Genomic DNA, 24266 nt, shown 5'->3' on the forward strand with positions numbered 1-24266 from the left:
AAATCAATCTTTGGGTATTCACAGCCGTATCTCGGTTCCTATACCGGCGTCGGTAAATATTTCAAGGATAAGAGCCCTCTCAACCCTTCCATCGATTATATGAACTTTATCTACACCCTCGTGTAACGACTCTATCGCACACATAACCTTGGGGATCATCCCGCTTGATATTGCCCCCGTCCTTATCAAATCCCTGGCAGAAGATTCAGTGAGTGTCGAGACGAGATTGTTGTCATTATCTAGTATTCCAGGAACGTTTGTGAGGATTACAAGCTTGACTGCGTTTAGCGCTCCGGCTATCTTGCCTGCAACGTGATCAGCATTTATGTTATAGGTTCCACCATCCTCGTCAAACCCAATTGGGGCTATGACTGGGATATAACCAGCGTTCTCTAAGACCTTTATCAGATTCGGATTTATTTTTTCTACTTCTCCCACCATACCAAGATCTTCATTCTTGGGTATTTTTATATTGTTTTCTAGTTCAAGTTTTGAAACATCGATTTTTCTAGCAAGAATTATTTTTCCTTCCTTACCCGAAATACCAATAGCGTTTCCTCCAAGAGTTTGAATCGCTGCAACTATTTTTTGGTTTATTTTCCCAACCAGAACCATTTCAACCACTTCCATCGTCTCCGAATCCGTGACCCTTAGTCCGGCAACAAACCTCGATTCTTTACCGAGCCGTTCGAGCAGGTTTCCAATCTGGGGGCCACCACCATGCACAACAACGGGGTTCATGCCGACATATCTCATCAATACTATATCCCTCGCGAAATTATGAAGCTCTTCATCTCCAACACTACCACCGTACTTAATTACAATAGTCTTTCCGTGAAAATCCTTTATATATGGAAGAGCCTCAACCAGTGTCTGTGCTTTCTCAATTAAGTGTTTCATTGTGCTATGAAAAAATTAAAAAATATAAGCTGATAATTATAGATCAAATATAGATTATTTCCAATTAATTCATCGGTTTGAACAAATTGATAAATCATTGTCTGTAATGTTATGAAAAATCTCGCTATAGTATTATCGTTTTAAGATCCAGTGACAGGAAATTTCGCCTCATCTACTTTCCCGATGTGTTTATTGGGTATAAAATTCGACTCTTTGACCATTACTTTGACAGCTGGTCGGTATTTCAACATCTAATCGATGCTGGAAACCGTGCAAATTAAGTGGTATGTTCGCTCAGGCGAGTACTTGGACAAGGTCAATGTAAGATACGCGAAGCAAACTCGAATTTAATCAGTTGTCGGCAACAGACCCTATATTCTTATAGCATACTAAACTTGTGTTTAGCATCTATTTTGTAGAATCATGATTAGCCACTATCAGCGTCATATGATCATTCAGGTCGAGTAAAATGCCTGCCAGGATAATTGGCGTAAAGAGAGCAAGGTTAGCCAGCGTAGGTTTTTGGCTTAGAAATCTCGCTAATCGAGTTTCTCGGCCAAAAAAGCGACTTAGACTTGCAGGATACCACAGCGGAGATGGCATTTGATAAAATCTAAGTATCTTATAACAGACCTTTTGAATGAGTCTTGACAGAGTCTTTGGTTTGTAGAAATGGAGATGCCAGGGTAAAACCCATTCCCAATTTTCGTTGAAAAGATAGCGTCCAATCGAATCTATATTTGGTATGACAATAACCAATACGCCATCTTTTTTCAGAAAGGATTTGATTCTTGTTAAAAAAGTACATGGATCTGATATATGTTCTAGAATATGACGAAGGATTATGACGTCAAATTGTTCTCCAGGCTGGTAGTCCTCGAAACAACTTCGGACTATATTGATACCGTAGATATTCTGTCCAAAGAGACTACGGTTTTCGGAAGGTTCGAGACCAGTTACGGAGAATCCGCTCTTTTGCCAGATAGAGGTGGTCCATCCGGTTCCGCAGCCAATATCTAGAAGTGATGGTCGAGGATTGGTAATGAGTTTTTTGACATGCCGTATTTCCTTATTGATTACCAGTTTTTCGTACAAAAACTTTAAAAACTGATTCTGAAATAACTCTGCGTCAGATAAGCTGTGCATATTCCTTGAGCTCAGACTCGTAAGAGGAACCGGATGTATGAACATGTGAGTGCATGAGGCACACTGTAGAATATTAGAACTTTGCCGGTCATGGTGGTAGGTATATCGAGTTGTTGCGTCCCATGAATCACAGACAACACAGGGTAGATGCATGATACGGTTATATTTACTCCGAATTAATTTGGGCATTTAATATCTATTTAGATGTAATAAGTAATCTTTTATCAATCGCCGAGTGCAGATAGCATAATTACAAAAGCCAAGGATGTAAATAGGGGTGCCCTAACCTATTCAGTTTCTATTTATTTTTATTTAAATCATGTTTGTTAACTGCTTCTAAAATTGCCTCAGTGATTTTCTCTCCTCCTTTTTCCGACGGTTCGATCGGTGTGGCATAATCTTTGTCCTCATTAAAAATCATTCTAAGATCGATCAACCTTGAGCATGACCCGAATGCTTCACTTGTGATACAGTCATTAAAGATTGATAAGGCCAGTTTTGACAATTTTTGTACTCTGGGATCAGGGAATCTGGGGTAGTATATTGTGCAAATTAGAATGGGCAGTTTGTAGCTAAGGGCATTTTTAAGCATCATTCGGTAATTATTACGGAATGCATCTTGTATATCTGCCAGCTTAAGTAAAACCTCAGAAACTGAGTTCGCTCTCTCATTAAGAATGTCTGCGTGGCTCAGGGCGTCATTTCCTCCCACACTTAAAACCAGAAAGCTTGCGTCTTCCGGAAGTTGCTTCAGCTGATATATTATGTCATTTATCATGCTGCCATCTCTTGCTAGAAGAGTCGCTTTCCAGCCATCTGGAAGTCTATTCCTCAAGAGGTTTATAACGTCCAAATTGAATGGCACGTATGCGGCATTGTCTAATGTGGAATCTCCTAGCAAAATAATATGTTGCATTTTATCAGTCCAAAATGAATTGTATGTCCATAAACTTGCTGATTAAATATTGTATCTTGTATGTGTTTATAAGAACCGGATTTGATGTTCTTAGCAGCTTTAATTATAATTTTTATCGGGATTAAATGATAGGCAGAATATTCAGGGGCAGAGCACCAAATCATGTTTCAGATCCGAGATGGGTGATTTCGCGCTCCGATTACACGCCTTCATACCTGGTTACCTACGAAACCGACAAACATATTTTTCAGGAGAAGGTGGAACGGGCTCTCGATGTGCTTCGAAACTGTGAGGCCTGTCCCCGTAACTGTCATATAAATAGACTTGAAGATCGAACCGCGGTGTGCAGGTCTGGCCGTTATTCATACGTAGCGAGCGCATTTCCACATTTTGGCGAAGAAGATTGTTTGAGGGGTTGGAGAGGATCTGGAACTATCTTCTTTTCCTTTTGCAATTTGAAATGTGTTTTCTGTCAGAACTTTGACATCTCTTGGGAGGGGAATGGACAGGTTCTTACGCCTGAACAGCTTGCGGGTGTTATGATTCATCTTCAGGAGTCGGGATGTCATAACATTAATTTCGTGACTCCTGAGCATGTTGTCCCGCAAGTAATCGAGGCAATACCCATAGCCATTGGTAGGGGTTTAAATTTGCCGATAGTTTATAACACCAGCGCCTATGACTCCATGCATTCGCTTCGGTTGATGGAGGGCATCGTGGATATTTATATGCCGGACTTTAAGTTCTGGGACGGAGAGTTTTCATTCCTTTACATGTCTGCTCGGGATTATCCTATAATTGCGCGAGCGGCAATAAGGGAAATGCACCGTCAGGTGGGTCCGTTAAGATTTGACAAAGATGGATTGGCATTAAGGGGGCTTCTGGTTCGTCATTTGGTCATGCCGAACCGTGTTTCTCATACACGAGATATTTGTAGATTCATTGCAAATGAAATATCGAGGGATACCTATATTAACATAATGGATCAATACAGGCCGGAGGGTAGGGTGCTAAGAAAACCTGAAAAATACCATGCGATAAACCGCAGAACTACCAGTTCGGAATATGAGGAAGCTCTGACTATTGCCCGTGAGGAGGGTCTTTACCGCATAGATCAAAGGTGGATGCATTAATAGAAAAGTTCAAAGCCTTCTTTGTTGTATTCGCTTTTATAACTCGTGAGGGAGTTCTCCTTAAGGCAAAAAAATTAAGATTTCAACTTACTGGCGTGTATGATTATTAATTACAAGATATAACGACTGAGGTCCCTGTCCTTCACAATATCAGAAATCCTGTCTCTAATGTATTTGGCATCGATAACAACCTTACCATTTTTCATTTCAGGGGCATTAAAGGAGACTTCTTCCAACATCTTTTCCATGATCGTGTGCAGCCTTCTCGCACCTATATTTTCTGTAGACTCATTCACGTATGCTGCGGTTTCTGCAATTTCTGCGATGGCATCTTCTTTGAATTCGAGTTCTATGTTCTCCGTTTTAAGCAGCTCGGTGTATTGCTTGATCAGTGCATTCTTTGGTTCTGTAAGAATACTTACAAAGTCTTCCGTGGTAAGTGGTTCTAGTTCGACTCGAATTGGGAATCTGCCCTGTAACTCTGGGATGAGGTCAGAGGGTTTTGATACGTGAAAGGCTCCTGCTCCAACAAAAAGGATGTGATCGGTTCTAACAATACCATGCTTGGTGTTTACCGTGCAGCCTTCTATTATGGGAAGTAAGTCCCTTTGAACACCCTCCCTTGAAACATCGGGTCCCCCCGTAGTCTCCCTGGCGGCAATCTTGTCAATCTCGTCGATGAAAATGATTCCGGCTTGTTCGACCCTCTCAATAGCAAGTTTTACTACCTTGTCAGTATCAATTAATTTCTGAGCTTCCTCATGAATCAGGATCTCCCTTGCTTCAGGTACTTTTACCTTTCTTTTCTTTGTGCGTTTTGGAAAAAGGTTACCGAGCATATCGGAGATATTTACGTCCATCTCTTCGACACCAGACGGCGTAAAAACTTGCATGGGGAAGTTTCTTGAAGTCACTTCAACGTCTAGGTACCTATCATCGAGTTTTCCCTCTCTTAGCAATTTTCTCAGTTTCTCTCTAGTATCACTCTGCGTTTCTTCATCAGCTTCATTAGTCTTACTCTTTGGATATAAGAGATCTAATATCCTTTCCTCCGCTAGATCCTCAGCTTTTGACTGAACGGTGTGTTTTTCCTCCTCTGTGATATCTCTGATTGCGATGTCCGTAAGGTCACGTATCATGGATTCAACGTCTCTACCTACGTAACCGACTTCCGTAAACTTCGATGCTTCAACCTTAAGGAACGGAGCTTGAGCGAGCTTCGCCAGCCTTCTTGCAATCTCTGTCTTCCCTACCCCAGTTGGGCCAATCATTAATATGTTTTTTGGCGCGATCTCGTCTCTGAGATCAGGATGCACGTGTTGGCGCCTCCAGCGGTTCCTGAGCGCAATGGCTACGGCTCTTTTCGCTTTTTGTTGACCTATTATATATTTATCTAATTCTGAGACGATTTCTCTGGGCGTAAAGAATGGTTTATTGGTCATGTTCGGGTAATTCCTCTATGATAATCTTGTCATTTGTGTAAATGCATAGGTTTGCAGCGATTTTGAGTGACTCTTCCACAATTTCGCGTGCCCCTAAATTCGAATGTTTTAAAAGCGCAATTGATGCTGATTGAGCAAAGGGACCACCAGAACCAATAGCGATTACATTCTCATCTGGTTCCAAGATATCCCCGCTTCCAGAGATCAGGAACATACTTTCCTTGTCAGCTATTGCTAATAATGCTTCCAGTCTTCTCAATACCCTGTCGGTTCGCCAATCCTTCGCGAGTTCGACTGCCGCTCTTCTGAGGTTACCTCTGTATTCTTCGAGCTTCGCTTCGAACTTGTCAAAAAGAGTCATTGCATCAGCCGTCGCGCCGGCAAATCCAACAATCACTTTGTTATTGTATATCTTCCTCACCTTCTTTGCGGTATGTTTTATTGCTGTTTGACCGAGTGTTACCTGGCCATCTCCCCCCATAGCGACCTTTCCATTTTTACTTACACAAATAATTGTAGTTCCGTGGAATTTATGCATTTCTAGGCTCGTGGATGAGTTTTATCGTAAACTTCCATAATCTTCTCAATCGAGGCATGGGTATATCGTTGAGTTGTTGACAGGCTTTTGTGGCCCAGCATCTCTTGTATAGCGCGGAGGTCTGCACCGCTTCCAAGAAGATGGGTTGCAAAAGTATGTCTCAAGACATGCGGACTGATGTTCTTTGGAATCCCTGACAAATTAGCGTACTTTTTCACTATCCTTGCTATGCTTCTTACGGATAACCTACCACCCCGTGAGTTTATAAAAAGATAATCAACCTTTGGAGTAAGTTCGTTCCTCTTTTCTAAGAAATATTTAATGGCATTTATTGCCTTAGAACCTATGGGCACAATACGCTCTACACCACCCTTGCCAAGAACCTTGACGAATGAAGATGTAAGATCGGTATCTCCGGTTTTGATCCCATTAAGTTCACTTACCCTCAATCCACTTGAATAAAGCAGCTCGAGTATCGCTCGGTCCCTGACCCCTAAGACTTCATTGTCATCTGGTTTTTCTACAAGTACAAAGACTTCATCTACAGTCAGGAATGCGGGGGTTCGTCTTTCCCCCTTTGGGATCGGGACAAGCTTAGCTGGATTACTTGCTATCTTACCCTGTCTTATCAAAAATTCTAGAAAGTTTCTGATTGAAGTCAGCTTCCTTGAGATTGAGGCTTTGGAATTCTTATTGTAAAGCCTTCCTATAAACTCTCTTATGTCAATCTCTTCTATTTTTGTTATGTCTATGTTTTTTGTGTCGGCGGGCAATCTATTTTTTTTCAAAAAATTCATGAACTGTGTCAGGTCGGTCATGTAGGCCCTAACCGTATGTTCAGAATAATTTCTTTCGGCGACTAGATAGCTCTTATACTTTTTAATATCATCGATCATTATTTTATTGACATTAATATAAACACCCCTCTTTATCATTTCAAATTTGGGAAGGGGTATTTGATGCGATTAGTAAAGAAAACCGATGATGTTGCAGGCGGGCCACTAAGTCATGTTTAATTAATACTTAACCCACTTAATTTAACTCAAATACCATTTGATTCTTGGACAGTTCATCATAAAATAAGCCAGTAGACTCTATTCTTCTTGCGCCTATGTATCTTTTCTTATAATAATTAAAGTCTAGATCGTCGATTGTCACCATTTTGGATCTAGATGAAGCGTGTATGAATTTGTTGTCTCCAATATATATGCCGACATGTGAGGGGTACCTTGCGTACGTCCTAAAAAATACAAGATCACCGGTTGCAAGTTGGCTCTTTTGTACATATCTGCCAACGTTATATATATCTCGTGCAGTTCTAGGCAGGTCGATATTTAGAATCCCAAATACCTTTTTAACATATGCCGAGCAGTCTAAACCCGTAGACGGAGAGTTGCCGCCGAATTTATACGGAACTCCAAGAAACATCAATGCAGCATTGATAATTCGATTTGTTATTAGATCGAAATTATTATCGGCGTTTCGTTTTTGTTTATAATTATCAACCTTTTCATCGAGGGATTGACTATTCAATTCATTTGGAATATTTAAATCTTGAAGTCTGGTTTTACCGGTAATTGTTCCGACTTGAATTACCGATTCTTTTTCATATTTTGAATCAGGAATTATCAATATATCTCCTGCGTTAACCGTATTATCGGTAATGTGATTTGCTTCTTTTATAGAATCGATAGGCACATCAAACCTCTTTGATAATTCTTCAATACTAACCCCGTCTTCCACTATGTACTTAATCGAGGGTTTTTCAAGTGTGATGCTCGTTATTATGCCATTGGTTCCCGTAGAAGGTATTTTGAGTATCGCCCCTGTTTTCAGCATGGTACTCGAAAGTCCATTCGAATGCATTAACTCATTAACGGTTACGCCGAAGTTACTTGCGATTTCGTTTAATGTATCTCCTTTTTTCACAATATACTGGATCGGAGGTAGGGGCTCGGAGATTCGTATGGCCGATGGTTGATGGTTGTGCAGACCGTCGGGTATTTTCACCTCATTTTGAGGCTCATTGACTTTATGATCGGTCAAATCGAGGGAGGGGATAATTAGGATTTGTCCAATTTGAATTTTATCCTTATTCAGGTTGTTTGCTGCTTTTATATCATTTATCGATACCGTAAATTTATCAGCTATCTCTAATAAAGTATCACCTCGAATAACTGTGTATTCTTTATTGTTGGAGTCGTTAACTATTGCAGGATTTAATTCACTTACCGATTCCGGAATCAAGATAATATTTCCTACACAGATTTTGTCTCTTTTTAAACCATTAACTTTTTTTAATTCGCTAACTGTGATGTTGAATCTTCTTGATAATTCATTTAGGGTATCGCCCTTTTTAACTATGTAATTATAGGCTGAGACGTTTGAGGAAAAGCATAATGTTACTGCAAGAAATAGAAATCGTTTAATAGCCATTATCCATCCTCCTTAGGTGGGGAGATTTTCAGAAATAAATGCCTACATCTCGAGTAAGTCAGTAATACACTCCAGTCCTGTCGTGTGTCTTGCGTTATGAAAAATGATTAATTTCAAAGAACGATTAAAAAATTTCGAGATTATACCTTAAACCTCAGTCAATTGTAAAGGTTTATCTGAAATATCAATGTTTACGCCGTAATATGTTATGTTACAATCATAAAAGCCGGTGCGACTTGATTGTAGATTTCTTTGGCGGTACACTAGATTAGATATTATCGTTTTGACAGAAGGCAGTTTCGAATTACTAATTGTATTGAGTGTGTTTGTAAATTACTACAACGGAGTGTGAATCCAGCATGCAAAATTTCCTAGATAGGAGTCGATACCAAAACTCGTTGTACAATCCATCTTATGAACATGATGCATGTGGTGTAGGTTTTATTGCTGACATATCTGGGAATAAGAGCCACAAAATAGTTGAGTTGGCGATTGAGGCTGTAGTCAACCTTACTCATCGTGGAGCTGTTGATGCAGATGCAAAAACAGGTGATGGCGCCGGAATTATCACTCAGATCCCAATAAAACTGTTTAAGAAGGAAATAAATAGGCTTGGATATCGTATTTCCAATGATACGGACTTTGCTGTTGGGATGGTTTTCCTTCCAAAGGACAATCCTGTTGCTCAGGAACGATGCAAAACGATTGTTGAAGAGGTGATTGAGCATAACGGTTTGATTCTATTTGGGTGGAGGCCCGTTCCGGTTGATAACTCGGTTCTCGGAGATAAGGCTGCTTCAACAAGGCCTGAAATCTTACAGGTCTTAATTGGGCGAAAGGGAAATTTGTCAGACGATGCATTTGAAAGAAAGCTTTACATAGTGAGAAAGGAAATCGAACAACACGTGGCTAGAAAGGGAAAAGAAGGATTTTATATACCTTCATTTTCTCATCGCACCATAGTTTACAAAGGGCTTTTCGTTGCACCACAGCTCAGGCGTTTTTATGTCGATCTACAGAATCCTGATTTTGAAACTTGTTTGGCGGTATTCCATCAGCGTTATAGCACAAATACTTTTCCTAATTGGTTTCTTGCCCAACCCTTTAGAATGCTTGGACATAATGGTGAAATCAACACACTCCGGGGAAATCAAAACTGGACAAGGGCGAGGGAACCGGAACTTAAATCTCCCATTTGGAAAAAGAGGATTAAAAAGATCATCCCTATCATACAACCAGATGGTAGTGATTCAGCTAATTTGGATAATGTCCTTGAGTTGTTGGTAATGTCTGGACGCGATCTGAGACACGCAGTCACAATGTTAATACCAGAAGCATATGAGAATATGCAATTCATGAACCCTGCATTGAAGGGTTATTATGAATATCATTCATGTATTTCCGAGCCTTGGGATGGTCCTGCCGCAATAGCTTTTACTGACGGAAGGATAGTGGGTTCTTCTCTTGATAGAAATGGACTTCGTCCGGCTCGTTATATTGTTACAGATGATAATGTCATTATCATGGGGTCAGAGGTCGGAATGATTGATATTGAGCCTTCCAAAGTGGTCGAAAAGGGTAGGCTTGGGCCGGGAAAGATTATAGCCGTAGACACCTTCAAAGGTGTCCTTTTGAAGAATGAAGAGGTCAAACAGCAATTAGCGAGCCAGAGGACTTATAATGAATGGGTCCATAGGAATATGTTTGATACTGAATCTCTGAATCTGAGATCCAATTGGGAAGGCATAGGGCTTGTTGATGAGTCAGATTTAATTAAAGTTCAAAAGGTTTTTGGATATTCGCTAGAAGATTTGGAACGCATATTAGAACCAATGGTTATGAATGCCAAAGAACCCGTTGGATCGATGGGTGACGATACTCCACTCGCGGTTTTATCGAGGAAACCGCGACTACTTTTCACCTATTTTAAACAGAGATTTGCACAGGTGACGAACCCTCCAATCGATTCTCTCAGAGAGCAGCTTGTGATGTCCCTTGTCACCAGAATTGGTTCCAGAGGGAGTATCCTTGAAGAACAGGAGAATCATGCGAAGTTAATAAGGTTCCATAGTCCGATCCTCACCAATGCGGAATTGAAATGGATTAAAGAATTGAAACATCCTGATATAAGTTCCACTGTAGTCAGCGCCGTATTCGATAGCAGTAAGGGACCAGAGGAAATGGAAATCGAGTTAGAAGAGATTTGTAATTTAGCGTACAAATCGGTAGAGAATGGAAAGAATGTTCTGATTTTAAGTGATCGAAATGTAGGGGTAGATAAGGCGCCGATTCCTTCACTCCTCGCAGTGGGTGCGATACATCATCATCTCATTCGTAAGGGAGTAAGAATGAGGGCGAGCATTGTGGTTGAAACCGCGGAGGTAAGGGAGGATCATCATTTCGCCTGTCTAATTGGTTTTGGAGCAAGCTGTATAAATCCATACTTGGCATTTGAGAGTGTTGCTAACATGGTGAGTAGAGGCAACGGTATGGAAGAGGTTGGGCTCACAAAGGCCCTAGATAATTATAGGACAGCAGTCGAGAAAGGGATTCTGAAAATAATGTCAAAAATGGGCATATCAACAGTAGCTAGCTATAGGGGCGCACAGATCTTTGAGGTTCTTGGGATAAATAAATCAGTTATAGACAAATATTTTTGTGGTGCTGAATCCAGAATTAGGGGTGTCGGGTTGAGGGATATTGCAATTGATGTGCTTCGATTTCATGAAGCTGCATTCGACACAGAGGAGACAGGTCTGAGAGAAGTAGGCATCTATAGATTCAGAAAGGATGGCGAATATCATGGAACTAACCCAACTGTTTTCAAGGCATTGCATAAAGCTGCGAGAAGTGGAAAATATGAAGATTATAAAAAGTACAGTGAGGCGGTGGATAGTCGTCCCCCCATGTCTCTCAGAGATCTATTAGTTTTTAAAAAGAGAAAGCCTATTCCTCTCCACATGGTTGAGCCCGTCGAGTCAATAGTAAAGCGTTTTTGTGCACCAGGAATGTCGTTTGGTGCCCTCAGTGCTGAAGCGCATGAAACTGTGGCGATTGGAATGAATAGAATTGGCGCTAAATCGAGTAGTGGAGAGGGGGGGGAAAATCCAGAAAGGTTTCACCGCCGTCCCAATGGGGATTGGCCGAATAGTCTCATTAAACAGGTTGCTTCCGGTAGGTTTGGGGTTACTCCTGAGTATCTTGCATCTGCTAAGGAGCTCGAAATCAAGATGGCCCAAGGATCAAAACCTGGTGAGGGAGGCCAGCTTCCGGGAGCAAAAGTGAGTGCTGAAATAGCGAGAGTTAGGCATTCGGTACCTGGTGTTTCTCTTATATCACCACCGCCCCACCATGATATATATAGTATTGAAGATCTATCTCAATTAATCTATGACCTGAAGCATATAAATACGAGAGCAAAGGTAGCTGTGAAACTTGTGGCAGAAGCCGGTGTGGGAACGGTGGCAGCCGGGGTTGCCAAGGCCTATGCGGATGTAGTACATATAAGCGGGCATGAAGGAGGTACCGGGGCGTCACCCCTTGGCTCAATTAAGCATGCTGGTATTCCTTGGGAACTTGGACTTTCAGAGACTCAGCAGGTTCTTGTTCTAAATGACCTCAGGGGTCGTGTTGTTGTGAGAGTCGACGGTGGACTTAAAACAGGAAGAGACGTCGTAGTTGCCGCAATCCTTGGAGCGGAGGAATACGGATTTGGTACAGCTTCTCTTGTAGCAATAGGTTGTGTCATGGCTAGGCAGTGTCACCTCAATACTTGTCCTGTGGGCGTGGCTACGCAGAATCCCGAGCTCAGGGCAAAATTCCAAGGCTCTCCTGAACACCTTGTGAATTTTTTATTTGCAGTAGCACAGGAAGTAAGGGAAATACTTTCATCCCTTGGGTTCAGGAAGCTTGATGAGATAATTGGCCGTACTGAACTTCTTGACCCTAGGTATGACGCCGAACTACCTAAAACTAAAGACATTGATCTCAGTGCAGTATTAGCTGATCCTGATCCGAGTGGTGGTAAACCAAGACACCATATTAAAGAGAGAAATGATAGGGTAGATGCACCTCTCGACAACATCATTCTTCAAGACGCAATGGATGCAATTGCAGGCAAGGAGCCGGTTAGAATAAGATCTGAGATAAGGAATATTAATCGTACGGTTGGTGCTATGGTTGCTGGCGAGATCGCGTTTAGATATGGAGACAAGGGACTCCCAGAAGGGACAATAGAGATGAGCTTTATAGGTAGTGCAGGACAGAGTTTCGGGGCTTTTTCGATTAATGGTATGAGGTTAATGCTCGAGGGTGAAGCGAATGACTATGTTGGTAAAGGTATGCACGGCGGGGAAATTGTAATAAAGCCCCCGATTACCGCAAAGTTTCTTTCTCATAAGAATGTTATAATAGGCAATACAGTTATGTATGGTGCAACGGGTGGAGCGCTATACGCTGCCGGCTGTGCTGGAGAACGGTTCTGCGTGAGAAATAGCGGGGGTAATGCAGTGATAGAAGGCCTTGGTGATCATGGATGTGAGTACATGACTGGGGGTACCGTTGTAGTCCTAGGAGATACGGGAAGGAACTTTGGTGCCGGGATGACCGGTGGCCTTGCTTATGTTTTGGATGAGAATAATTCTATTCCTACGAAGCTTCATAGTCAGTTTGTAACTCATGAAAGGGTAATTGACCAAGAAGACATTGATATTATCAGATCCATGATTCGTAGGCATTATGAAGTTACTGAGAGCAGGAGATCGGGAGAAATTTTAAATAACTTTACACATTACCTACCGCTTTTCTGGAAAGTGATACCATTGGAAAGTATTAAGCCATTAGAAGCTCAAAAAAAGACTACTAAGGATGAAGTAAAGGTTGCAGTACTGAAGGATAAATCTCAACCAGCTGTTGTATCTGTAACGAACAATAGAGTCTCCGATCTTAAGCACTAGGTTAAGCTTGTTACGGGTTTTTTTCAGAGTTTCTCTGGCATTCGATGGCTTAAACTGTAATTAGAAATTTTAACAACTCTGATGATTAGTTTAAATGTTTACTTGTTGTTCTATGTAAGCTAATTTTTTCAAAACCCTTAAAATTTTTTCTACGCTTTCATCCATAGTCTCAATATTTGTTTCGACGGTTATCTCAGGCTGAAGTGGTTCTTCATAAGGGTCTGATATCCCAGTGAAATTAGTTATTTCCCCTGAAATTGCCCTTTTGTATAATCCCTTTACATCTCTCTTTATGCATTCCTCGATTGGACATTTGACATATATTTCAACGAATCTGCCAATCTCCTTTCTTGCTTCGTCTCTTATTTCTCTATAAGGCGATATTGCGCATGTAATCGCAACTCCTCCACATCTTGTAATTATGTTTGCGACATATGAGATCCTCCTTATATTCTCATCCCTGTCCTCTTTGGAAAAACCTAATCCCTTGGATAATCTTAATCTTACTTCATCGCCGTCCAAAACTTCAGTATGGAATCCCATATGAGTTAATCTAGTTTCAACCATTCTCGCTAGGGTTGATTTTCCGGAACTGGGTAGCCCAGTAAACCATAGAGTATAACCTTTCAACGCTATTCTCCTTTTAATTGACTCCGTTTGTTCGGTGATTTAAATGCTGAAAAAGGTAATTCAGTATGAATTTTAATTATGTTCTATCCATATATGATCTAAGCTGCTTTTTTCTTTAAAGTAGAATTGGCAAGTTTTTCTGCCTTTTCTATTCCATCCGTTGAAGCTGATATTAAATACAAGGATTTTTCACCTATCTCTAAAGTTAAGTTGAAGGCGTTATCAATTTCCTTCTCAGAATCTGCAATTGGATCTATTATTTTTTCTAAATATGTTTTTAAGGAATCCAATGTCCTTCTCCTTACTTTTCCATAACCCTTCACCATGCTCCCACTCTTTGCAACGAGGCATCCCAGTGCATAGTTTGTTTTGGAGTATCTCTCCACATATGCTGCATATTTTTTAATGTATGAATGTTCTTTCCTGAATCTGTAGGAATAAGGCCTAAATTTTTTGAGTTTTGTTAGAAACCATAGCCTCAAGCTCCCCAAAAATGAAGATGTCGTAGGAGATTGGGCAAAGGTTATCCTATTACTATTAGGCCAGATCTTTTTGAACAACCTATTATCTGTTAATTTTACGATCGGTGAGACCAAGACATTTGGTAGTAGTCCATAAATCTCTTCGGCATCCGGATTCAGGTAATCTATCACATGAAAAACTTGATCGTCACGCAATTGCATTTCCTTTTGTATGCGTTTAAATCTTTCTGGATTAATCTTAAGCTCGGCCACCCGAATTCCATCTTCATAACTCATCCAAAGGGCTAGGTTCTTTGCAAAAGCTTCGGTCAGCAAGAAGGAATTAGAACCCGAGTTTTTATCTATTTGGTAAATGTTCTTCAATGTATCTAAATAATTCTCTGCGTACCATATGTCTTGATAATCAGTAAGCCTATATAGAGCCTCTGCGAGAATTTCTCTTAACCTTTCGGGATATTCATTTTCAACTCTTAATAATAAGGAGAATAAGCCCTCTCGTTTACCAGGATCTACCTTAGCTAATTTTTCGCTTTTGAGTTCATCCCACTCTAGGTCTGATTTCACTAATGAGATTTTGTATTTATTTGATTTGATGTAGTCCCAACCTATTCTAAAAGCTTTGATGTTATTTTCAACCGCTATCCCCACTTGTGATATAGCTTTGAGAAAGCTAGCTTCTGCGATCGGTAACGATGCAGATGTACCCAGGGCCCCTAAGAGAATTGCGTTTATAGCCAGTTCATCCATTCCGTACTCTTTCGCAAGTGCAAGGGCGTCTAGACCAACAAATCTTGAAGAGAATGCGTTTGCCAGCTTGTGCAGGTTCTCATCGGAGTAAATACCGTTTGAAAGGGGCATTTTTTCGAGAGTTGAGTAAATCCTATGTGTGCTAGATACGATGGTTGTTTTATCTGATCCGTATCCGAGCTCTAAAACTCTTCCGAGTTCCAAAAACTCCTGGGCCAAAATTATATCAATGTCTCCCGGCAAAGGGTATTGAGAAAAAATTATTGGTTTTGGATCGGGTTTTACCTTTGAATAAGCTTCGAGATAGTACATTGTTGACCCCCCACGCTGCGACAGCCCGGGAAGTCCAACTCCTTGCACCTCGAATCCCTCAATCAGAAATAGTTGGACGAGCCATTCTGTAAGAACCCCTCCACCTTGACCTCCGACTGCTGGAATTAGGATCTTTATTAAATCAATATTTCTATCCATTATTTTCACACTTAAGATCAGGCAGATCGCCTTAAATCAATCTCAAGGTAGAAGGTACAGTCGATTATAACACTCTCGTAATCAGTTCGCCAATACGTTTTTTGAAATTAAGTGTAGCAGGATGCCGTTAAGTTTGGATTCAAACTTATCAATTAATGAAGGGTTATTTATTATTTCTACCTTGTAAAACGATGGACATAGAACAGCGGCATGAGCGATTTCTCCACATAGACCACATCCAACACAAGATTGCTCTATGTGTGCGATTGGATCATCCCTGAGGATCGACGGACTTTCCTTTAATGTAAGCGAGGGACAGCCATTATATCTCATACAGGAGTGGTCCCCCGTGCAGACATCAGGGTCCACACCCAGTTTTGCCTGCACCAATCTTTTTCCTGACTTTATCCTCTTGTCTATTAATTTTCTCTCTTTTCTGGTCTTCTCAAGTTGGCACTCGCCCTTTGAGATAATCACTCTAAGCCCTTCATTAGTTTCATATGCTTTTCGAAGAACATTCAAGGATTCCTTTAAATCGTACGGATCAACCTTCTTTATCCATTTAACTCCCGCCCCCTTTAGGGCTTTTTCAATATCCATGCCTACCCCTTCTTGCCTCATATTTTTTCCAGAAGCTGGATTTTCATGATGTCCTGTCATAGACGTCCAGAAATTTTCTAATATGATTAATATAGCATTCTGCTTATTATAAACGGCATTTGTTATGCTTGTTGTAAGACCACTGTGCCAGAAGGTTCCGTCACCCATAAAGGAAATTATTCTTTTGTTTGCCATCCGAGAAAGCGCTCCTGCGGAAGCAAGTCCGATGCCCATTCCTGTAATGGAATTACTAAGGTCAAATGGTGGGAGACCACTCATTGAATAGCAACCAATATCAGATGCATAATACGATTTGCCGTAATCCTCTTCCAGTATTTTTATAGCTGTAAATATTGGCCTTTCGGGACAACCGGTGCAGAATACAGGGTTTCTCTTTGTAACAGGTTCGTCTAAAAAGTGGGCGGCCCTTTCTTTATGTTTTGCTACATATTCGCTTTGTTCTTGTATTTTCTGCTTTTCCTGTGTTGATAAGGTGTTTTTTATAATAAAGGTGCCGACTCCCTGTGTAATGCGATCAGGCGTATATTCTCCTTCTATGGGAAGAATGTCTTTGCCAAAAATCTCAAGATCGAGTCTTGATCTTTGTGCTATAGACCTGATCTGCTCTTCAATAAGATTTGGCATCCCCTCTTCCACTATTAAGACTGCCTTTTTACCCTTAAGAAAGTTAATGATTTCATCGGGAACAAGTGGATTAGTTACATTCAAATTCAATATAGGGAACCTACCTTCACCATTGAGATTAGATTCACCTAAATTGTATAAACATCTTATCAAAGAGTTAAATATCATCCCGTGGGTAATTATTCCTATACTTTTATCTTCGCCTTGAAAAACCTCATTCAAGTTGTTATCTACTATAAATTTTCTTGCAGCAGGGATCCGTTCATGGAACTTTTTTCTTTCGTGTTCGAAAGTATATGGCGGAAGGGGGATCTTATCCAGATCCGTAATCAGGTCGTCTAGTGGGTTTAATGTGCTGATTTTTGGCACAACGTTATTTTTACACTTAATCTTATTCCTTATGTGTGCAATCCTCGTGGATAGAAGAAACATCACTGGCATGTTGGAATATTCAGAGAGTCCAAATCCATATTCCACCATCTTTGCGACATGTTGCAGGTCTCCTCTCGGGTCGATCACCGCTAGGGTGGATTTTAATGCAAACGGAAGTGCTTTTTCTGCAACACAAGTGCTGTCACAACCATAGTCTTCTCCAACAACTATCATTGCACCACCGGTTACACCCGACGAGGATATATGGGCTAACGCATCGGAGGCGACATTAGTTCCAACTATTTTCCAGTTTGCAGACCCACGAATTGGGTAACTTATTGAAGCAGAAAGTAGAGCAGCCGCCGATGCTTCGTTACCCGAGCTATCAAAGTAGATTCCCCTATTTTTTAGTACTGGTTCGTAAGCGTCGGAAATTGCATCGATTATTCCAGCGGTTGGGGAGCCAGGGTATCCTCCTAGATAGCTGACCCCGGATTGAAGGAATGCCTTTAATATTACCAGTGGGGTGTCACCATAGAGTGTTTTTCCTTCACCGTAGTTTAATTGTCCTATTATCTCTTTTGAATAACTACTTCCCATTTCTCGCCTTGCCAAATTGGCTATTATTGCCGATTCATAGTTCTATAGACTTTACCAGAAAATGGTTTGAGATACTAGGGTGATTAATTCTCAAGGTTTTATCCTACATCTTTCGCTTTAATTGAGTCACAAAAATATCTGCCTGTCTTGTTGGTTCAGGTAGTCTAAAGCCAATTGTGCATTTAAGCGTGACTTCTATTGATGTCTTCAAATCAATTTTATGCCCTATCGAAACAAATACCGGCTTTATCCCTCTTTTTGTTCTTAACACGGCTCCTATCGATTCTCCACTATTTGAGTTTAATTCTGTCCAGTCCCCTTTCATATCTCCTGGCTCATCGAACTTACCATATAGTCTCGTTTTTGCTACTCCAATTGTCGGGATATCTAGTATCACCCCTACGTGGCTTGCGATCCCACACCTTCTGGGGTGAGCAATTCCCTGTCCGTCGACCATAAGTATGTCGGGCTTCCGTTTGAGTTGTTTCAAGGTTCCAATTATCGCTGGGCCTTCTCTAAAAGCAAGGAGTCCGGGAATGTAAGGAAATACTACCCTTACGATAGCAGAAGATCTTTCAATTTCTATAAGCTCAGGAAATGAGTACACTAAGATGCCACATATGTGTTGTTTTCCTCCATGAATTTGTGCGAGGTCTACTCCTGCAATCGTCTTTATTTCTCGAAAACCATTCTGTTTTATAACCCTTTTCTGGAGCTCCCGCTGAATTGCCAATGCCTCTTCATATAGGGGTTTATACTCAGGGTCGGTAATCCTTTCGAGATTAATGAGCTCCATATTTTTCACTGATCAATCTTTTGAATCTAGGGGCATAAATAATTTCGAAGGCGTCTTCCTTGCCGGGAAAGAGCCTTAATGCGTAGTTTTTGACCTTAATATAATGCTCCAGGGCTTCTTCGCGAGTCATGTTCGCTTGGTATATCAAAGATAGGGTGAGATCAACCATAAACCTCAGTCTTCTGATCTTTTTATTCTCTTCTTTTATTTCCAGGGGAGAGGGGTCTTGCAGTTTCATTTGTCAGAGTTTTTGAAAACGTGAGATATCAATTCATTATTATATATTTTGGAAGAGCATATTCAAAACTTATCGTTTTAAATTTTAAAATTCAGTGACTGCTACATCTAGCGATGGTAATAAGATTAACAAGCCAGGGATAACATTGCGAGATTACATATCTTTAGATTTTCTTGAACAACTTATAAGATTTAGATAGATTTAAGGGCATGCGTCTCAGAATGGCCTTCATCATGGACCCGATTCATACAATTCATATCGACAAAGATACTACATTTGTCTTTATGCTCGAATCACAAGAGAGAGGGAATGAGATTTGGTATACTGAGCTTAAGGATATTTTCGTAAGAGACGGCAGGGTTTGGGCCACCGTTTCGGAGATCAGTTTAAAGCGGTCAGCCGATTTTTATAAATTGGGTAGAGTAGATACTGCTCCTCTTGAGAGCTTTCACGTTGTTTGGATGAGGAAGGACCCCCCCTTTAGTTTAGACTACCTATACGTCACATATTTTCTCAGCTTGATTGATCCCGGCTCAACTCTTGTTATCAATAATCCAAAGGGGATAAGGGAATCAAACGAGAAGTTATACACACTCTACTTTCCTGAGATTATTCCGCCGAGTCTTGTTGCTAAGGATATAGAATACTTAAGGGATTTTGTTAGTGAGGTTGGGGGGGAGATGGTTGTAAAACCACTAGACGGCCACGGTGGTGAGGGGGTTTTTTATGTGAGAGAGGGTGATAAAAACGCTAACGTTATTCTTGAGACAGTCACTGAGTTTGGGAGTCGATATGTACTCGCTCAAAAGTTTATAAGAGAGGTTTCAGAGGGAGACAAGAGGGTTGTTCTATTGAACGGCGAACCCCTAGGAGCTGTTCTTAGGATTTCCAAACCTGGCGGTGAGTTTAGGTGCAACTTTCACTCAGGAGGAAGCCCCCATAAATCGAAGCTTGAGGAGAGAGATTTGCATATTTGCGAAACCTTGGCTCCAAGGTTAAGGGAAGATGGGCTCTATTTTGTAGGCATAGATATTGTTGGAGGGTATCTGACGGAAATAAACACAACCAGTCCGACAGGGGTACAAGAAATAAATAGACTAGATGAGACTAAGTTGGAAACACAGGTCTTAGATTTTGTTGAGGAAAAATGTCAAAGGGCCAAACTTGAAATTGGTCATAAGAATTAAGGTCTAAGTCAAATCTATTCTTATGGATGTGATGACTGATCCACGGTGTTAAAATTATATTACGGTCAATCAGCCGTAGAGCATTAATCAGAGTGGGTTTAGATGCTCCATAAATCAAGGGATAAATAGATGAAAATCACAAGAGAAACTGTTTTACATGTTGCTGAACTGGCAAGGTTGGAATTCCAAGAGAATGAGCTTGATAAGTTTCGAGAACAACTAGAAAATATTCTTGGTTATATAGAAAATCTAAATAAGCTCGACACCTCCGGCGTAGAACCAACTTATCACGTATTAGAGATTAGCACTCCCCTAAGAAGGGATTTAGTTGAACCATGGCTTAGCGTCGATCAGGCTTTAGAGAACTCTCCGGATAGAGAACATGATTTCTTCGCCGTTCCCAAGGTAATAGAAGGCTAAGGAGAAACAAATGGATCTGCCGTTTCTTACGATACGAGAGGCTTCTGATTTAATAAGGGAGAGAGAAGTTTCCTCCGCTGAACTTACAAAATCCGTATTGAGTCGGATCGAGAAGCTTGATAGCAGACTGAATTCATATATAACCGTTCTCAGAGATCAATCTATTAAGTCTGCAGAAGAGGCCGATAAACAGCTTGCTTCTGGTAATTATCAGAGTCCGCTACATGGGATACCAATTAGTATCAAGGATATATTCGTCATGAAGGGTGTGCGAACGACTTGTGGCTCAAAGATTTTGGAGAGTTTTGTGTCTCCCTATGACTCGACTGTTACAAAAAAACTCAAAAATGCGGGAGCAATAATATTGGGGAAAAGCAATATGGATGAGTTTGCCATGGGTTCATCTACTGAAACTTCATATTTTGGTCCTACAATGAATCCTTGGGATCTGGAAAGGGTTCCAGGAGGCTCTAGTGGGGGTTCTGCTTCTGCAGTTGCAGCTTCACTTTGCCTTGCTTCAGTCGGAACCGATACAGGTGGGTCAATCAGGCAGCCCGCAGCCCTCTGTGGCGTCGTCGGTATCAAACCTACTTATGGTAGGGTGAGCAGGTTTGGTATGATTGCGTTTGCATCTTCCTTGGATCAGGGGGGGCCTATAGCAAAATCAGTCGAGGATGCCGCGATTATGCTGAGATTAATCTCAGGGGGTGATTTTAGGGATTCGACCTCCGTAAATATTTCTGTTCCGGATTACAGGGAATGCCTTAAAGATGATATTAAGGGTATAAGGATAGGGGTTCCTAAAGAATATTTTGTTAAGGGAATAGATGGCGAGGTTGAGCAGGCAATAAGAAATGCTATAGCATTGGTTGAAGATCTTGGTGGCGATGTAGAGGAGATTTCGCTTCCCCACACAGAGTACGCGGTTTCAGCTTACTACATCATTGCCCCTTCCGAGGCCAGCTCAAACCTGGCAAGGTACGATGGGGTCAGGTATGGCCTTCGAATGACTGAAGGTAAGAACCTTATTGATATGTATAAGGAAACGAGAGCTGCCGGATTTGGTGACGAAGTTAAAAGAAGAATAATGATAGGTACTTACGGGCTATCTGCTGGATATTACGATGCCTACTATTTGAAGGCCCAGCGTGTTAGGACCCTCATAAAAAGGGATTTTGAGGAAGCCTTTAAAAGCGTCGACGTAATCGTGACACCGACATCCCCGGAACCTGCTTTTAGGATCGGTGAGAAAAGTGACGATCCACTTAAGATGTATCTTTCAGATATTTTTACGATCCCCTGTAACCTCGCAGGGCTTCCCGGCATCTCCATCCCGTGTGGGTTTACGTCAAGTGGTCTTCCAATAGGTCTGCAAATCCTTGGGAAGCCATTCGATGAAGAAACAATATTACGGGTAGCCTATGCTTACGAACAACACACAAATTGGAGGGAAAGAAGAAAACCCCCAATTTAGAAGGAAACTTCCTGCCACCGAGAACACAGAGAATATATAAGCCAAAATTTGACGTATAATTTATGTTAGTAAATTTTGATTCAACTCATAAATCGGGTCAGCGGGGTTTTTCCAAGGGTGTTTAATTTACAATTTAGCAAAGGCGGACACTGAGATAGTGGAGGATAGATTAACGCAAACTATTATTGGCGCGGCGATTGAAGTCCATCGTGTCTTAGGGCCAGGGCTTCTCGAATCTATTTATGAGTATGCTATTTGTCATGAATTAACGCTGCAAAATATTTTCTATGAAAGGCAAGTTGCGGTTGATGTGGTATATAAAGGGAACGTTATTCATGGCCAAAGATTGGATTTACTGGTTGGAAATGAAGTCATAGTTGAAATCAAGTCTTTGAGTGCCCTACCGGATGTAGCGACCGCCCAAGTGCTGTCATATTTAAAGTCCACTGGTTTGAAGCGAGCATTACTCATAAATTTTGGTGAAAGAAGATTGGTTGATGGTATAAAAAGAATATCTCTATAATCTCTGTGTTCTCGGTGGCAAAAAAGGGAGGTGAAAATGTCGGAAAAGAAAAAGGTGTGTATGATTTGTGGAAAGCCGTCAGAGGTTTCAATCTGCGATGCGTGCAAGGCCCAAATTCAGGGAGAGGCCCTGGACAAGAAACGAAAGATTGAAAAACAAGTTAGAGTTGGTCCCGAGGTTGAGAAGGAAAAAATAATTAAGCATAAGAAATGATTCAATATAATTTTCAAGAATTTAATTCTGAGAATTCATTTAAACTTAAGACCACAGGTTTTGGTAAACTCACGATAAAAGTGGAATGGATAGTCTGGTTAAAACCGTTCACCCGGAGCCTGTCGAAGGGTGGTGTTACGTCCTCTACTCAGGAAGTGGGATCTATGCTTCCATGTGTAAATTAATAATCCTAGATTGGAGTATGGGTTCTACGCAAGAAGTACACTCAAATCAATCCCTTTTCCTTTTAAGGGGAAGGTGAGGATGGGGTGCGAGATCAAAGTAATAATAAAGAGTGGTATTTGATTCTAGGAATCCTTCCAAATCCTCAATACTTCCTTATAGACTTTATTTCTTGGGAGTTTTAACTTCAGTGTAAGTTCTTCAACCGTATCCTTTAAACTAAAGCCTCCTTCTCTATGCATTCTGATTTCTTTCTCTAGTTCATCAATTGATGCCTCTTCATTCATATCCTTATTGCCCTCAACGACTACTGTAAATTCGCCTTTTATTACTTTTTTCTTCTTCAAAATCTGAATCACGCTTGAAATCTTTCCTCTAATCGTTTCTTCGAACATTTTGGTAAGTTCCCTACTTAGAGAAATGTGTCTATCTCCTAGAATTTCAACCGTATCGTTTAGTGTTTCTAAAACTCGTCTTGGTGATTCGTAGAAAACAAATGCGTGCCTGACCTCCTGAATTTCTCTGAGAAATTCTCTTCGTTTACTTTTTATTTTTGGAATGAAACCAAAGAAGCTAAAACTCGATGTCGGAAGGCCTGATATACTTATTGCTGCTATTGCAGCCGTAGGCCCTGGGATACTAATCACGTCGATTTCATTTTCAGAGGCAATTTTGACGAGTCTAAATCCTGGGTCAGAGATGCCCGGGGTGCCGGCATCAGAAACCAAAGCGATGTTCTTGCCAGCTCTTAATTGCCTTAGGAGTTCTCGTGCTTTCTCCTTCTCATTGTGCTCATGATAGCTCGTAAGGGGTTTCTTGATCTCATAGTGAGAAAGGAGCTTTCGGGTATTTCTAGTGTCTTCACAAGCGATGAGATCGACTTTTTTCAGAATCCTGATGGCCCTTAGCGATATATCCTCAAGATTCCCAATGGGCGTTGATACAACATAAAGCTTTCCTTTCATTTGCATCCTGCATCGTGCATCATGCATCGTGATATGGCGGAGGGCGAGGGATTCGAACCCCCAAGTCCTTGCGGACGCCTGTTTTCAAGACCTATTGAGTGCATATTCGTAACATTCCAGAATCGTTAAAATATTTCTAATTCACCTTTAATAAACGATTTCCATCTATTCCATATGGTCTATTGATTCTGTATGGTGGCAAGAATTATGGATGGTTCTTAGAAAATGCTTAGAAAGGATTGACTTTAATGAAT

The 24266-nt window shown here is 41.0% G+C and carries 20 protein-coding genes; 7 read left to right on the plus strand and 13 right to left on the minus strand.

What is annotated here, in order from left to right:
- Window positions 1–18: 18 nt before the first annotated feature.
- The 3 genes from argB to VGA95_09750 form a co-directional block, all read right to left on the minus strand.
- The gene (argB, locus tag VGA95_09740) at window positions 19–900 is read right to left on the minus strand and encodes an acetylglutamate kinase (protein ID HEX9666821.1); all 882 of its coding nucleotides are present in this window, start codon (window positions 898–900) and stop codon (window positions 19–21) included.
- Window positions 901–1308: 408 nt separating this feature from the next.
- Window positions 1309–2046, minus strand: coding sequence for a class I SAM-dependent methyltransferase (locus VGA95_09745; GenBank protein HEX9666822.1), 738 nt, complete (start codon window positions 2044–2046; stop codon window positions 1309–1311).
- A 298-nt stretch (window positions 2047–2344) separates the two neighbouring features.
- On the minus strand, window positions 2345–2962 hold the full coding sequence (locus VGA95_09750) for an SGNH/GDSL hydrolase family protein (protein ID HEX9666823.1): 618 nt from the start codon (window positions 2960–2962) through the stop codon (window positions 2345–2347).
- 125 nt (window positions 2963–3087) lie between these two features.
- On the opposite strand from VGA95_09750, the gene VGA95_09755 reads away from it, so the two are divergent.
- Window positions 3088–4095: a radical SAM protein gene (locus VGA95_09755; protein ID HEX9666824.1), complete on the plus strand. Its 1008-nt coding sequence runs from the start codon at window positions 3088–3090 to the stop codon at window positions 4093–4095.
- Between the two features lie 110 nt (window positions 4096–4205).
- On the opposite strand, the gene hslU is transcribed toward VGA95_09755, so the two are convergent.
- From hslU to VGA95_09775, 4 genes are all read right to left on the minus strand, one after another.
- Window positions 4206–5537, minus strand: a complete 1332-nt coding sequence (gene hslU / locus VGA95_09760; protein ID HEX9666825.1) for an ATP-dependent protease ATPase subunit HslU — start codon at window positions 5535–5537, stop codon at window positions 4206–4208.
- The gene (gene hslV / locus VGA95_09765) at window positions 5527–6075 is read right to left on the minus strand and encodes an ATP-dependent protease subunit HslV (protein ID HEX9666826.1); all 549 of its coding nucleotides are present in this window, start codon (window positions 6073–6075) and stop codon (window positions 5527–5529) included. The genes hslU and hslV overlap by 11 nt, the downstream gene beginning before the upstream one ends.
- 2 nt (window positions 6076–6077) lie before the next feature.
- Window positions 6078–6971, minus strand: coding sequence for a site-specific tyrosine recombinase/integron integrase (xerA, locus tag VGA95_09770; protein ID HEX9666827.1), 894 nt, complete (start codon window positions 6969–6971; stop codon window positions 6078–6080).
- A gap of 136 nt (window positions 6972–7107) precedes the next feature.
- Window positions 7108–8511: a LysM peptidoglycan-binding domain-containing protein gene (locus VGA95_09775; GenBank protein HEX9666828.1), complete on the minus strand. Its 1404-nt coding sequence runs from the start codon at window positions 8509–8511 to the stop codon at window positions 7108–7110.
- Between the two features lie 359 nt (window positions 8512–8870).
- On the opposite strand from VGA95_09775, the gene gltB reads away from it, so the two are divergent.
- A complete protein-coding gene (gene gltB, locus VGA95_09780; GenBank protein HEX9666829.1) occupies window positions 8871–13466 on the plus strand; it encodes a glutamate synthase large subunit in 4596 nt (1531 codons plus the stop codon).
- Window positions 13467–13556: 90 nt separating this feature from the next.
- On the opposite strand, the gene cysC is transcribed toward gltB, so the two are convergent.
- The 5 genes from cysC to VGA95_09805 all read right to left on the minus strand — a co-directional run bounded on the left by cysC (window position 13557) and on the right by VGA95_09805 (window position 19047).
- Window positions 13557–14102, minus strand: coding sequence for an adenylyl-sulfate kinase (gene cysC / locus VGA95_09785; GenBank protein ID HEX9666830.1), 546 nt, complete (start codon window positions 14100–14102; stop codon window positions 13557–13559).
- A 92-nt stretch (window positions 14103–14194) separates the two neighbouring features.
- Window positions 14195–15796, minus strand: a complete 1602-nt coding sequence (locus tag VGA95_09790; GenBank protein HEX9666831.1) for an indolepyruvate oxidoreductase subunit beta family protein — start codon at window positions 15794–15796, stop codon at window positions 14195–14197.
- A gap of 81 nt (window positions 15797–15877) precedes the next feature.
- Window positions 15878–18013, minus strand: coding sequence for an indolepyruvate ferredoxin oxidoreductase subunit alpha (locus VGA95_09795; GenBank protein HEX9666832.1), 2136 nt, complete (start codon window positions 18011–18013; stop codon window positions 15878–15880).
- Window positions 18014–18116: 103 nt separating this feature from the next.
- Window positions 18117–18809, minus strand: a complete 693-nt coding sequence (gene nfi / locus VGA95_09800) for a deoxyribonuclease V (protein ID HEX9666833.1) — start codon at window positions 18807–18809, stop codon at window positions 18117–18119.
- Window positions 18796–19047: a hypothetical protein gene (locus VGA95_09805; GenBank protein HEX9666834.1), complete on the minus strand. Its 252-nt coding sequence runs from the start codon at window positions 19045–19047 to the stop codon at window positions 18796–18798. The genes nfi and VGA95_09805 overlap by 14 nt, the downstream gene beginning before the upstream one ends.
- Window positions 19048–19268: 221 nt before the next feature.
- Here VGA95_09805 and gshB point away from each other — a divergent pair, with 221 nt between their 5' ends.
- From gshB to VGA95_09830, 5 genes are all read left to right on the plus strand, one after another.
- Complete coding sequence (gene gshB / locus VGA95_09810) at window positions 19269–20234, plus strand: glutathione synthase (GenBank protein ID HEX9666835.1); 966 nt, start codon at window positions 19269–19271, stop codon at window positions 20232–20234.
- A 129-nt stretch (window positions 20235–20363) separates the two neighbouring features.
- On the plus strand, window positions 20364–20654 hold the full coding sequence (gatC, locus tag VGA95_09815; GenBank protein ID HEX9666836.1) for an Asp-tRNA(Asn)/Glu-tRNA(Gln) amidotransferase subunit GatC: 291 nt from the start codon (window positions 20364–20366) through the stop codon (window positions 20652–20654).
- Between the two features lie 10 nt (window positions 20655–20664).
- Window positions 20665–22128 (plus strand): Asp-tRNA(Asn)/Glu-tRNA(Gln) amidotransferase subunit GatA, encoded by a 1464-nt coding sequence (gene gatA, locus VGA95_09820; GenBank protein HEX9666837.1) that lies wholly within the window; start codon window positions 20665–20667, stop codon window positions 22126–22128.
- 157 nt (window positions 22129–22285) lie between these two features.
- Window positions 22286–22651 (plus strand): GxxExxY protein, encoded by a 366-nt coding sequence (locus VGA95_09825; GenBank protein HEX9666838.1) that lies wholly within the window; start codon window positions 22286–22288, stop codon window positions 22649–22651.
- 36 nt (window positions 22652–22687) lie between these two features.
- Complete coding sequence (locus VGA95_09830; GenBank protein ID HEX9666839.1) at window positions 22688–22864, plus strand: hypothetical protein; 177 nt, start codon at window positions 22688–22690, stop codon at window positions 22862–22864.
- A 308-nt stretch (window positions 22865–23172) separates the two neighbouring features.
- Here the strand turns inward: VGA95_09830 and rsmI are convergent, their stop codons facing one another.
- Window positions 23173–24012: a 16S rRNA (cytidine(1402)-2'-O)-methyltransferase gene (gene rsmI, locus VGA95_09835; protein ID HEX9666840.1), complete on the minus strand. Its 840-nt coding sequence runs from the start codon at window positions 24010–24012 to the stop codon at window positions 23173–23175.
- Window positions 24013–24266 lie beyond the last annotated feature (254 nt).

It is taken from the genome of Thermodesulfobacteriota bacterium, from assembly GCA_036397855.1.
Lineage (GTDB): Bacteria > Desulfobacterota_D > UBA1144 > Nemesobacterales > CSP1-2 > DASWID01.